Here is a 13,037-nt window from a genome sequence, read left to right as displayed (position 1 = left end):
CAGCTGGCTTCTGTCAAGCAATACTCAGAAAAATCCTCTCTTTCGAGGGCAAGACCTGTGCCATTTCTGCTCTGCTATTTTTCAACCATAGCAGAGCAACTATCGGAACTAGGACTCTTCACCCAAGGTCAGGGTCGGTACATCATGCTGGGTACAGACCACACCCTTCTTCTCAATCAGTTCCAGGGCAAAGGGATGGGGCCGATAGGCATGCTTGTAGGTAATCTTGGTGATGCCCGCCTGAAGTAGAGCCTTGGTGCAGTTGATGCAAGGGAAATGGGTCACGTAAATCTCCGTGTTATTGGTCGAAATCCCCTCCTTGGCACACTGAATGAGGGCATTCATCTCCGCATGAACCGTACGAATACAATGGCCATCTTCCATGTAATGGCCAGCCTCATTACAGTTGTCCGTCGCGGCCACACCACCATTATAACCAGTCGCAATGATGCGGTTGTCCTTGACCAAAACCGCCCCTACAAAGGCACGATCACAGGTGGAACGCTTGGAAATCAGCTCCGCATTAGCCATAAAATAATCTTCCCATGATAAACGATTTGGCATAGGTATTTTCTCCTAAGTCTTCTATCTTTACTTTTTATAATATGAACATCCTAAACAAGGTCGACTGTCTTTCTGACACTCTATTCCTCATCTACCCTCTTTACAAGACAATCAATTCCTTGGGTGCCAGGGTCAAGACTTCACAGCCAGTTTCGGTGATGAGGAGGTCGTCTTCGATGCGGACACCGTAGAGTCCATCCAGATAAATCCCAGGTTCGTCAGTCACCACCATACCTGGTTTTAGTTCATCAGCCGTCTTGGTGAAAAATGGCAGTTCGTGGACGTCCAGTCCTAGACCATGCCCGATACCATGAGTAAAGTTAGCACCGTACCCCTTATCCTCAATCAATTGCCGTGGTACACGGTCAAAATCGATGTAGGTCATGCCAGCCCTAGCTTGGTCAATGAGAGCCTGGTTGGCCGCCAGGGTTACCGCGTAGATTTCACGCTCCTCATCGGTCACGTGGCCCACGTGGACCGTCCGTGTCATATCAGAGGCGTAGTGCTGGTAGTAGCAGCCAAAGTCCAAGGTTAGAGACTCGCCAGCCTCGATGACTTTGTCACTTGCTCTGCCATGGGGCATAGCAGAGCGGAAACCTGATGCCGCAATCGTATCAAAGGAAATGCCAGAAGCTCCTAGTTCACGCATGCGAAAGTCCAGAAAATTAGCAACCTCAAGCTCAGTTTTCCCAGGCTTGATGAAATCCAAGGCATCGATAAAGGCCTGGTCAGAAATCTGGCAAGCCCGGCGAATAATCGCTGCCTCATCCGCATCCTTAATGATCCGTAACCCTTCAACAAAGTTGGTCTGGGCCTGCAAGTCCTGATGGGGAAAGGCAGCTTTCAAAGCCTGATAAAACTGGTAGCTGACCGTGTCTTCAAACCCGAGAGTCTCTAGGCCATCATCTGCGATAGCATTGGCAATCTCTGTCAGAGCTGTCCGCGTGCTGATGATATCAAAACCTTGGATGGTCTGCTTGGCGATGAGAGCATAGCGGTCGTCCGTCACAAAAATCCGTCGCTTGGGGCTGACAAAAACAGTGCCCGCCGTTCCAGAAAAGCCGGTCAGGTAAAAAATATTCTTGGCTTCTGTCACCAAAAGACCGCCCAAACCAGCCTCTTCAATCTTAGTCACCAAACGTTCTACACGTGCCTGCATCAGATGCCTCCTCAATCGCATTGTTTTGCTCCTAGTATAGCAAAAAATCGCTGGTTTTTAAAGTAGGGATAGCAAAAAGCCGACCCCAAGAAAAGTCGACTTTTTAGCTCTGTACATTTCCTTATTTTAGCTTAGCCTTAAGGTACTGCCCTGTAAAGCTGGCTGGGTTGTCAGCTACCTCTTCTGGAGTACCGGTTGCGACAATCGTTCCACCACCGATACCGCCCTCTGGTCCGAGGTCGATAATGTGGTCGGCCGTCTTGATGACATCCAGGTTATGTTCAATCACAAGAACTGTATTGCCATCGTCCACAAAACGCTCCAGTACCTTGAGGAGACGAGCAATATCATCCGTATGAAGTCCTGTTGTCGGCTCGTCCAAAATATAGAGGGACTTGCCCGTTGACCGCTTGTGGAGTTCGCTGGCCAACTTCATCCGCTGGGCCTCACCACCAGAGAGGGTTGTAGCTGGTTGCCCTAGAGTGACATAGCCCAGCCCCACATCCTTGATGGTCTGCACCTTACGGGCAATCTTAGGAATAGGCGCGAAGAATTCTACCGCGTCATCCACCGTCATGTCAAGAATATCTGCGATACTCTTTTCCTTGTAGTGGACCTCCAGCGTCTCTGAATTGTAGCGCTTGCCATGACAGACCTCACAAGGAACGTAGACATCTGGCAGGAAGTGCATCTCAATCTTGATAATCCCATCACCAGAACAGGCTTCACAGCGACCACCCTTTACGTTAAAGGAGAAACGTCCCTTCTTGTAGCCACGGATTTTGGCTTCGTTGGTTTTGGCAAAAAGGTCCCGAATATCGTCAAATACGCCTGTATAGGTTGCAGGATTAGACCGTGGTGTCCGCCCAATCGGACTCTGGTCAATGTCAATTAAACGGTCGATGTGCTCAATGCCTTCGACAGACTTATGTTTGCCAGGCTTCTCACTATTGCGGTTGAGTTTTTGGGCAATAGCTTTCTTCAGAATACTGTTGACCAGGGTTGATTTCCCAGAGCCTGAGACACCGGTTACCGCGATAAATTTACCCAGCGGGAATTTGACATCCAGATTTTGCAGGTTGTGTTCAGTCGCTCCCTTAACTTCCAAGAAACGACCCGTGCCCTCGCGACGTTCTAGGGGGACAGGGATTTCTTTCTTGCCGGACAGGTACTGGCCTGTAATGGATTTCTTGTTTTTAGCGACTTGAGCAGGTGTCCCAGAGGCCACAATCTGTCCACCTAAAGCTCCTGCACCAGGTCCGACATCAATCAGCCAGTCCGCCTGCATCATGGTATCTTCATCGTGCTCTACCACAATCAAGGTGTTACCCAAATCACGCATCTTTTTCAAGCTGTCAATGAGGCGATCGTTGTCGCGCTGATGGAGGCCAATGGAGGGCTCGTCCAGAACATAGAGGACACCTGAAAGGTTGGACCCAATCTGCGTCGCCAAGCGAATCCGCTGACTTTCACCACCTGACAGAGTCCCAGCAGACCGAGACAGGGTCAGGTAGTTGAGGCCCACATTGTTAAGGAAGGTCAGGCGGTCAATTATTTCCTTGAGAATGGGTCTTGCGATGGCTTCGTCATTATTTTCCAGGGTCAAACCTTGGAGATGACTGAGGTGGTTTTCAATCGATAGGTCTGAAATTTGTCCGATATTCAGCCCCTCTTCACCACCGAGTTTGACAGACATGGCCTGGTCATTGAGACGGTAACCATGACAGGTCGCGCAGGGCAGTTCATTCATGTAGCCCCGCATAACGTTACGGGTGAAGTCGCTGGCGGTATCGTGGTAGCGACGTTCGATATTGGTGATAACTCCTTCAAAAGGCATGTCAATATCACGCACCCCACCGAAGTCATTTTCATAGTGGAAATGGAACTGACGGTCACCTGAACCGTAGAGCACCAGCTGCCTGTCCTGCTCTGCCATTTGTTCAAAAGGCGTGTCTAAATCAATCCCAAACTGGGCCATGGCCTGCTCCAACATGGCTGGATAATAATTGGAGGAAATCGGATTCCATGGAGAAATAGCCCCCTCGCGTAAGGTCAGGCTAGGATCAGGAATGACCAAGTCCAGGTCAGCCTCCAAATGCATGCCCAAACCATCGCAGGTCGCACAGGACCCAAAAGGAGCATTGAAAGAAAAGAGGCGGGGCTCCAACTCAGGCACCGTGAAGCCACAAACCGGACAAGAATAATACTCCGAGTACAGCAGTTCATTGCCGTCCATAGTGTCAATAATCAGGTAGCCGTCCCCCAAACGAAGAGCAGCCTCCACTGAATCAAAGAGCCGTGAGCGAATGCCGTCCTTGTTCACCAGACGGTCCACTACCACCTCAATATTGTGAAGCTTGCTCTTGGATAATTCCGGCGCCTCGGTCACATCGTAGATTTCTCCGTTGACCCGCACACGCACGTAACCATCCTTTTGGATTTTATCAAAGATGGTCTTGTGCTGGCCCTTCTTACGGCGAATGACTGGCGCCAAAATCTGCATCCGTGTCCGCTCAGGCAGGGCCAGGACCTCATCTACAATCTGCTCAACCGACGATGCCGTAATGAGACCGTGCCCATTGACACAGTAGGGTTTCCCAACACGGGCAAAAAGCAGGCGGAGATAATCATTAATCTCCGTTGCTGTCCCAACGGTTGAACGAGGGTTCTTGCTGGTCGTTTTTTGATCGATGGAAATAGCAGGGCTGAGACCATCAATAGAGTCTACGTCAGGCTTATCCATATTGCCCAAAAACTGTCTGGCGTAGGCCGACAAGCTCTCGACATAACGGCGTTGCCCCTCAGCATAGATGGTATCAAAGGCCAAACTGGACTTGCCTGACCCTGACAAGCCCGTCACAACAACCAGCTTGTCACGTGGGATATCCACATCGATATTTTTTAAATTATGGGCACGCGCCCCGTGTATAGAAATGGTTTCTTGCATCTTAACCGTGGGCAGCCTGACCTTTTAAACTCTTCCAAAATCAAAACCAAACGTCGTTAGCTTTTCTGACCTAACTCACTTAAGTCTACGTAACCTGTCTCGTCTCATTTTGATTCTGAGTGTGTATCAGCCCTACTGCCATCCTTTTCTAGAATAATTGTTACTATTATAACAAAATTTCAGGCAAACACTTTTCTAAAAAACTATCATTTCTCGTCTTTTTTGACCAGTTTTAGTGTATAATAGATTGGTATGGCAATTTGAGGAAATGGAACAGTCCCTTCCTCACCTGCATGACAAAAATCTTATAGAATGGGAGGGCGCGCGATGAAGCAGATTTTTCTATCAACCGCGACAGAATTAAAAGAAATTGATACATTCGAGCCTGGGGCTTGGATTAATTTGGTCAACCCCTCCCAGGAAGAGTCTGTTAAATTAGCAGAGCAATTTAACATCGATATCACCGACTTGCGGGCGCCTCTTGATGCGGAAGAAACTTCCCGTATCACCATTGAGGATGATTACACCCTGATTATCGTCGACGTACCCATCATCGAAGAGCGTAATGGCCGCAACTACTATGTGACCATCCCGCTAGGTATCATCACGACCAAGTCTGGAATCATCACGACATGTTTGGAAGACCTGACCCTATTTGACAACTTCCATAATCGCCGCATCAAGAACTTCTATACCTTTATGCGGACTAGATTCATCTTTCAAATTCTCTACCGCAATGCAGAGCTTTTCCTGACAGCCTTGCGGTCCATCGACCGTCAAACTGATCGTATTGAGGCACAACTAGAACGCTCGACCAGTAATGAACAGCTGATCGACATGATGGAGCTGGAAAAATCCATCGTCTACCTGAAGGCCTCACTCAAATTCAACGAGCGAATTGTCAAAAAACTCTCCAGCTCGACCAGCAGCCTCAAAAAATATGTTGAGGACGAGGATTTACTGGAAGATACCCTCATCGAGACCCAACAGGCCATCGAGATGGCGACTATCTATGAAACCGTCTTGAACATGATGGCAGAAACCTCTGCCTCCATCATCGGAAACAACCAGAACACCATCATGAAAACCCTGGCCCTCGTTACCATGGCCTTGGACATCCCGACCGTGATTTTCTCAGCTTACGGGATGAACTTCCAGAATAATTGGCTTCCTCTCAACGGACTCCCCCATGCCTTCTGGTACATCGTCCTCATAGCTGTTAGCCTAAGCTCCCTCATGATTCTCTACTTCTTCCGCAAGAAGTGGTTCTAATAGCTCTAAGCCATAGCAGAGCAGAGACCTGACCCGTCCCCAACACTGACAGGACTGTCAAAGATTTGAAAACCCGCTCTGCCATTCCCCTAAAAACTAAAGAAAAGGAAGCCCCATGAACAACCTTACTGAACTCACCAAGAAAAACCAAGAATTTGTCCACATCGCTACCAACCAGCTCATCAAGGATGGGAAAAACGATACGGAAATCAAGGAAATCCTTGAAACCATCATCCCAACTATTCTAGAAAACCAGAAAAAAGGCTATACAGCCCGTCATCTCTATGGTGCACCAACTGCTTGGGCTGCTGGCTTTAGCAAGCCTGCGACTGCTGCTAACATGGCCAACCAGGAAGCCAAAAATACCAATCCTTGGCTCATGTGGCTTGATACTTCTCTCCTCTTCCTAGCCTTATTCGCCGGAATGAACGGTATCCTGGGCTTCTTTAAGCAGGCTACTGTCAACTACGGGATTATCTCCCTCTTCGTCCTAGCCTTTGCTGGCGGGGGGGCAATGTATGCGACTTACTACTACATCTACCGCCACATGAACGCTCCAGACCGGAGTCAAGTGCCAAGTCTCTGGAAACGCTTGGGAATTCTCCTCGTGATTTCCCTGGGCTGGGTCGCTATCTTCTCCCTGTCAACCCTCATCCCAGCCAGCATCAACCTTGCGGCCCCTGCCATTCCTGCCCTTATCATCGCAGTTGTGGCCTTCGGTATTAAATTCTACCTCCAACGCAAGTACAACATCCTCAACACTATGGCTCCAATGAACGGCCGCTAAACAAGAAACCACCCTACCTCTCCCAACTATTAAAAGAAGGGATGAGGAGGGTGGTTATTTTCTACTTCTCTACTCTTGCAAAATCAAAGCCATAGTCGAATAAAAAGTTTCGAGACAAGACGGTGAGACGCAGATAGTACTTTGGTGGCGCAAGTCGAAGACAAGGATGTGGCAGGGTTTATACACACCGTTTAGAGCCCATGTCTGATGAGATTTTGAATCAGTTTTAAAGTCAATTTCTATTGCGCCTTTTCAAAGTTCTTCTAGTTTTTATTTATCAAATATAAAACTCTCACCAGCGTCTGCTGATGAGAGATCATCTTATTTTCCTTTAAGCATCCCCAGGATACCGCGGGTGATGGTACGACCGACTTCACGGCCGACGGAGCCCATGATGTTCTTGGTCAGGCGGTCCATGGCAGAATCGCTACGGCGGCTTGATGTTTGGCGGCTAGCTTTAGCAGCTTCACGCTCGGCTTGAGCTCGGGCCTTTTCAGCCTCTTTCTCAGCCTGTTTGGCTGCTTTTTCTGCTTCTTTTTGGGCAGCTTGAGCAGCTTTTTCTTCTTCAGCCCGCTTGGCTTCAGCCATAAGCTGAGCCTCTTTTTCTTGCGTCATGGCAGCGATTTGTTCATGAGCTGATTCACGGTCAATGGCTTCCGCATACTTGTCCATAAGAGCAGAGTTGTTGATGAGGTTGAGAACCAGACTTGGATCTGCTGTTCCTAAGAGACTCTTTGGTGGGTAAATCATGACGCGATCAGCATAAGTCGGTGTTCCATCAGCTCCTAGCGTTGAAACGACAGCCTCACCGACCTGGAGTTCCTGAATGACCTTAGCCAGGTCTTGGCCGTCTTCTTGACGGAAGGTCTGAGCAACAGTATCGACTGTTTTTAATTCCTTGGGTGTGAAAGCCCGCAGACCATGCTGGATTCGGTTCCCCAGTTGGGCAGCTACCGTATCAGGGATATCGGTAGGATTTTGGGTGACAAAGAAGACCCCGACGCCTTTGGAACGAATCAAGCGAACGATAAGCTCGATTTTTTCCATGAGCACCTTCGGTGCATCCTTGAAGAGGACATGAGCCTCATCAAAGAAGAAGACCATCTTAGGCTGATCCAAATCACCAACCTCCGGAAGAGTCTCATACAACTCCGACAAGAGTGAGAGTAGAACAGTTGAATAGAGGGTTGGCTGGTTAAAGAGTTGAGTCGCATTGAGGATATTGATAACCCCTTTACCTGTTGTGGCATCTGTCTTCATCAGGTCTGCAATTTCAAGGCTCGGCTCACCAAAGAAGACCTTGCCTCCTTGCTGTTCCAAAACGACCAGGCTTCGTAAAATCGCCCCAACGGAACGTGCTGGAATATTGCCGTAATACTGGCTTAATTCAGTAGCATGTTCAGCCACATAGTTGAGCATGGCACGTAAATCCATCATGTCAATGAGGAGAAGACCACGTTCATCTGCTACGCTAAAAACAATGTTAAGAATTGATTCCTGCGTCTCATTGAGCCCCAAAAGACGGGTCAAAAGCACAGGACCCATTTCAGAGATGGTCATGCGGACTGGCACACCAGACTCTCCCATCACATCCCAGAGTTCAACAGGATAGGCTGTTGGCTCATAGTTCTCATAGTGAGTTGCTGTCAGGCGGTCGGGACTAACCTCACCAGTATTGGGTTGAGCTAGGCTGGTCAGATCGCCTTTGATATCCGAGAGAAAGACAGGAATCCCTGCATCGCTCAGCTGCTCTGCCAAGACCTTGAGAGTTACAGTCTTGCCCGTCCCTGTCGCCCCAGCGATAATCCCGTGGCGGTTAAGTCGCTTGAGCTGTAGCTCTGCTATTGCTTTTCCATAACCAAATGCTAATGTTTGAGACATAAATCGCTCCTTTGAAAGTGTTATCTTTATTTTAGCATAGAATGATAAAAATAAGGGCAAAAGAAAAGCCTAGAAGAGGAAAATTCTAGGCTAGAACTCATTTGATTAAGTTTAAACGGAGGGAATCTTATGTGTTAAAAATGCTGATGGTCATACAGGGCTTTCAAATGAGTTTGTTAAAAATGCTATGAAAGTAGTCACCTCTCCTCTTGAAAGTGCACAACTGTTTTTGGAAAAAGGAAAAAAGGACCTGCTAGATGACCTGCTCCCACAAAGCCATCCCAATTCGCCAAAGCATCCGCATCAACAGTTGATGGCATTTTAGGATTCACTTTTTCAAGGGCTGACAAGAAAGCGACATTAGGTTTGTCAATGCCCAATTTGTGGGCCAAATTGATACAATTTTGAGTAATTTTTTCTTCTCTTCCAAGTCTGGGGCAATATTAACCGCACAGTCAGCAATGATTTGCATACGACCTTGCTCAGGATATTCCAAGACGGTTGACTGACTCAAAAGATCACCTTGACCAAGGAAACCTTCTTCCTTATTCAAGATAGCCTTCATGAAGGAAGACGTCATCATCAATCCCTTCATAGGGATATCCGCACGACCTTCTTTTACGAGAGAAACAGCTAGACGACCAGCTTCCATTTCATCGAGACATTCAATCAATTCATAATCTTCGACAGGTTCAGAGAGGTCAGAGAGAATCGCCTTAATCTCTTCCAGGTCACCGATTAGAATTCCTTTAACAACGCCTTTGCGTTTCGCTTCGACAAGAGAAGCTAGAGCAATTTCATCCTGTGCACAGGCCAAGGCAATTGTTTTAACGATGTTATTAGATAAAATGTAAGATTCAATTTCTGTAAAACTTGTAAAAGCCATTTCAACCTCTTTCTAGACGAGTTCTTTTACATCTACTTGCCCCATAAAGGCCTTATAGACATTGGTTCCAAGAGGGTCCATTTCAAACTCACCTGGATAGATTTTAACAGGAGCAATGAAATTAACCCGCTTGGTAATTTCGCTCATCATAAATTTTGAATTTGCAATACCACCAGTAATCAAGATAGCGTCAACCTGACCTTCTAGTACAGCAGCTAGACCTGCAATGTCCTTAGCAGTTTGATAGGCCATTGCTTCCAGAGCTTTCTTACAAGCAGCATCGCCGTTGAGGGCTTTTTCTTCAATCGAGCGTACATCAGTATCCCCAACATAACTCATTAAGCCACCGAGACCTTTGAGTTTACGCTTCACTTCTTTGTAAGTATATTTTCCAGAGAAACAGAGATCAACCAAGGCACCTGAAGGAAGGCCGTTAGCGCGATCCGTAGAAAATGGTCCATCACCTTCAAGACCGTAATCGGCATCAACTGCACGTTTTTTTATGAGCTGCACAAGTGGTTCCTCCACCCATCATACAAGTAATCAGGTTGAGGTCTTCATATTTTTTACCGATTGACTCTGCATAGATCGGAGAAACCGCACGTTGGTTCAAGATTTGGAAGCGACTGACACGCTCGATTTCCTTAAGGCCAGAATAGCGAGCCAAGGTTTCAAATTCATCAGTACATGAGCTATCTACAGTATAGGCTGTTGGTCCTTCTTGGGTATAGACACCAGCCAATTGAAGACCTAAATCTGTTGGATGGTTTCCATATTCCATGGAACGGGACTGGTCCAACATCTTCTGTGTTACTCGGTAAACACCACCTTGTAAGGGTTCTGTATGCCCCCCACGAGAAACGACAGCATCCAACTCACTAACCACAATACCATGTTCAGCCATAAAATCACCAACAGCTTTTTGCGGATTGGTAATTGGTCCTAGATGGTCTCACAGGCCGCCAACTGGTCGGCAGGGTGAGTTAAATTTTCTTTGTAGAGGCACTGGTCATCTTCAAAGTAAGCAATCTTACTGGAGGTTGCCCCAAAGTTCATGACAAATATTTTTTTCATATTCAATTCCTTTATAAACATAAGTGAATGAGGCTGGGACAAAAGTATCAGCTTCAAACTTAATAAGGTATTCTTTGCAAGACGCAGTGGTTGAGTGGATTCTAATTCGCTGATTTCATCAGCTTTTATAACCCTACTCAACCGTGCGGAGGTGGGACGACAAAATCGAACTCTACGAGTTACCGATTTTTGTCCCACTCTCTGTTTGCCATTAAGCACGTTTAAATAATTTTGGTTGAATCAATTTAGTATCAATCAACATAAGGACATAACCTGTCAATAGACACAAACCAATGTAAGTGAAGGCCATTGGAACATAAGCCTTTTTTGAGAATGGAGCTGTTTGGAAAAGGGTGATATAAGCCCAGTGAGAAATATAAATGTAGAGAGACAATTGTCCAACGTGAACACTAAATTTGCCAAGTTGATCAGACAAGAATTTAGAAATCGGATCTTGACCTACGATAACAACAACTGTAAATGGAATGAGGAAGAGGTTGTTTTGAATTTCACTCCATGAAATACCAGCCCAAACTGTCCATGATACAAAGGCACTTAACAAGACTGCAAAAGTGTTCCAAGCAGCTTTATGTTTTTCAACAATTTGTTTTTCTTTAATCCATTGAACAACATAGTACATCAAAACACCGATACAGATACCGCCAGTAACACGCATAATGTTTGTTGGCAATCCTAAGAAATGTAGTTGAGTCCGTTGGAAACCTGATTCTTGTGCAAAACCAGTATAGCCGTATGTGGCAATAATCATAAACGGAACAAAGAAACCAAGGAAAAAGTCTCTATTTTTTACTAACACATAATAGATGATAACAGAGGTAATGATAATAGCGGAAATGTACCAGCTAGGCCCGTTCCAGAGAACAGCTGGTGCTGCTCCCATACGGCTTTCAGCTACCGCATTCAACGCCCCTTTCAATCCTTCCAATCCAGTACCTTCTAATCCAGTACCTTCTGTATAGCCATTCATACCGATTTGGTAGAGACCAAGAATTTCATAACCTGCTTTAATCAAATAAAGTGAAATTTGAGACAAAGGTGTTTTAATCGCATAATTACGGATTGAAAATACAACGATGAAGCCAAGAATAGAGGCTGGCATCAAACCTTTGACACGTGTCCAGAAATACTGCCATGCAGAAACATGGGCATTCGCTGGATCCAAGAGATTGTTTTGACGTTTTCTCTCAAAAGAAGCCGTCATAAAGTAACCTGTTACAAACAGGAAGAAACCAAGGACATAGCCACCATTAAACCATGGATGGAAATCCTTACCTGGAATATGGTGCAATGCTAGCACATTCAAAAGAATGTTAAAATGCCACACCGATGGTGAAGATCATTCGCCAGAAGTCGACAGAGTTATTACGCTTTTTCTTTTCAGCTATGAAAGAGCTTGCTTTCTTTTTTATTTGTCGCTTTACGAAATATTTTTTTCTTTATACGAATTAAAGCAAAATGATTTTTCTTGTAAAGGCTTTCAGGAAACTTTTTTCCAATTTTTAAATTTTTTTAGGACATGAAAAAACAGCAATTCTAAAAATCGCTGTTGCTATCTATGGTTTACTGGAAATTTTCGAAGTCATGGCATGAGCAGCCGCTGTCATTTGAGGTAGATAAGCGTCGATCAGGAGTTTGATTTGGCTGGCTACAGCTACAATTCCCAAAGCCCCTTGACAAGCACCTTTATCATCTAAGATAGGAACTGCAAATGAACCGAAGCCCTTAAAGTGCTCATCACAGTCAATAGTATAGCCTAAGGCTTTAGCCTGATTCAATTCTCCATGCAGGGCTAGAATTTGTTCGTCACTGAGAATATTTTGAAATTTTTCTAAGTACTCGAGACGCTCTTGATCGCTCATAAAAGCAAGCTGAATTTTTCCTAAAGCAGAATTAAAAGCTTTGGTAGAATGACCAGCGGGTACACTCACCTGAACGCCTGACGGGCTATCCTCACGATGGATAAAGGCAACTTTCCCTGTATTAGTCAGGGTCCCTAGATAAATGGTTTGCCCCAAGTTCTTAGCCAGGTCCGCCATATCATCCTTAATTAGAGTAGCAATACTGAATCGGCTCTTTAACTTTTCGCCATACGAAATGAACTTAGTCCCTAGATGATAAGTAGATTTAGGCGTCTTTTCAATATAATTTTCTAATTCAAGTGTATAGAGCATCCGATAAATAGACGTGTTATCGAATCCTGTTTTCTCCTTAATTTCGGTCAAGGTCATCTCATCTGCTTGACTGAGAACATCAAGAACTTTTAGAGATTTTTGTAAGGATGTTAGTAAGTACTGACTCTTAGACATTAGGACTCCTTTTTATAATCGTATACTTAAATATACCATATTTTCCACTATCTGATAGGCAAAAAACTTTTTCTATTCTACCTTGGAATGATGAAAAAATATTTTTGAATTGCTCCCTAATCTACTTTCTGCTAGACTGA

At 45.7% G+C, this 13,037-nt stretch carries 13 protein-coding genes; 2 read left to right on the top strand and 11 right to left on the bottom strand.

Annotated features, from left to right (window positions below; genetic code table 11):
• Positions 1 to 108 precede the first annotated feature (108 nt).
• The 3 genes from ACFORF_RS00810 to uvrA form a co-directional block, all read right to left on the bottom strand.
• Positions 109 to 564, bottom strand: coding sequence for a deoxycytidylate deaminase (locus ACFORF_RS00810; RefSeq protein ID WP_380424390.1), 456 nt, complete (start codon positions 562 to 564; stop codon positions 109 to 111).
• 100 nt (positions 565 to 664) lie between these two features.
• Positions 665 to 1,723: a M24 family metallopeptidase gene (locus tag ACFORF_RS00805; protein ID WP_380424388.1), complete on the bottom strand. Its 1,059-nt coding sequence runs from the start codon at positions 1,721 to 1,723 to the stop codon at positions 665 to 667.
• Between the two features lie 121 nt (positions 1,724 to 1,844).
• Positions 1,845 to 4,670, bottom strand: coding sequence for an excinuclease ABC subunit UvrA (gene uvrA, locus ACFORF_RS00800; RefSeq protein WP_380424386.1), 2,826 nt, complete (start codon positions 4,668 to 4,670; stop codon positions 1,845 to 1,847).
• A 327-nt stretch (positions 4,671 to 4,997) separates the two neighbouring features.
• On the opposite strand from uvrA, the gene ACFORF_RS00795 reads away from it, so the two are divergent.
• Entirely contained in the window at positions 4,998 to 5,942 is a 945-nt protein-coding gene (locus ACFORF_RS00795; protein ID WP_380424384.1) for a magnesium transporter CorA family protein, read from the top strand.
• 115 nt (positions 5,943 to 6,057) lie between these two features.
• Entirely contained in the window at positions 6,058 to 6,729 is a 672-nt protein-coding gene (locus ACFORF_RS00790; RefSeq protein WP_380424382.1) for a DUF1129 domain-containing protein, read from the top strand.
• 321 nt (positions 6,730 to 7,050) lie between these two features.
• Here ACFORF_RS00790 and ACFORF_RS00785 read toward each other — a convergent pair whose 3' ends face one another.
• The 8 genes from ACFORF_RS00785 to ACFORF_RS00750 form a co-directional block, all read right to left on the bottom strand.
• A complete protein-coding gene (locus ACFORF_RS00785) occupies positions 7,051 to 8,610 on the bottom strand; it encodes a helicase HerA-like domain-containing protein (protein WP_380424380.1) in 1,560 nt (519 codons plus the stop codon).
• A gap of 197 nt (positions 8,611 to 8,807) precedes the next feature.
• Positions 8,808 to 8,930 carry a hypothetical protein gene (locus tag ACFORF_RS00780; RefSeq protein WP_380424378.1) on the bottom strand — a complete coding sequence of 41 codons (123 nt, stop codon included), beginning with the start codon at positions 8,928 to 8,930 and terminating at the stop codon, positions 8,808 to 8,810.
• Between the two features lie 8 nt (positions 8,931 to 8,938).
• Positions 8,939 to 9,496, bottom strand: coding sequence for a phosphate acyltransferase (locus tag ACFORF_RS00775; protein WP_380424376.1), 558 nt, complete (start codon positions 9,494 to 9,496; stop codon positions 8,939 to 8,941).
• Between the two features lie 12 nt (positions 9,497 to 9,508).
• A complete protein-coding gene (locus ACFORF_RS00770) occupies positions 9,509 to 10,009 on the bottom strand; it encodes a hypothetical protein (RefSeq protein WP_380424374.1) in 501 nt (166 codons plus the stop codon).
• Positions 9,981 to 10,400 (bottom strand): hypothetical protein, encoded by a 420-nt coding sequence (locus tag ACFORF_RS00765; protein ID WP_380424372.1) that lies wholly within the window; start codon positions 10,398 to 10,400, stop codon positions 9,981 to 9,983. Before ACFORF_RS00765 ends, ACFORF_RS00770 begins: the two co-directional genes overlap by 29 nt.
• Positions 10,401 to 10,438: 38 nt before the next feature.
• On the bottom strand, positions 10,439 to 10,570 hold the full coding sequence (locus ACFORF_RS00760; protein WP_380424370.1) for a hypothetical protein: 132 nt from the start codon (positions 10,568 to 10,570) through the stop codon (positions 10,439 to 10,441).
• Between the two features lie 211 nt (positions 10,571 to 10,781).
• On the bottom strand, positions 10,782 to 11,915 hold the full coding sequence (locus ACFORF_RS00755; protein ID WP_380424368.1) for an acyltransferase family protein: 1,134 nt from the start codon (positions 11,913 to 11,915) through the stop codon (positions 10,782 to 10,784).
• Positions 11,916 to 12,144: 229 nt separating this feature from the next.
• Positions 12,145 to 12,897: an IclR family transcriptional regulator gene (locus tag ACFORF_RS00750; RefSeq protein WP_380424366.1), complete on the bottom strand. Its 753-nt coding sequence runs from the start codon at positions 12,895 to 12,897 to the stop codon at positions 12,145 to 12,147.
• Between the last annotated feature and the right edge of the window lie 140 nt (positions 12,898 to 13,037).

It is taken from the genome of Streptococcus caprae, assembly GCF_042649745.1.
Classification (GTDB): domain Bacteria; phylum Bacillota; class Bacilli; order Lactobacillales; family Streptococcaceae; genus Streptococcus; species Streptococcus caprae.
The sequence above is the reverse complement of the archived record's forward strand: the minus strand, read 5'-3'. Positions and strand labels throughout refer to the sequence as shown.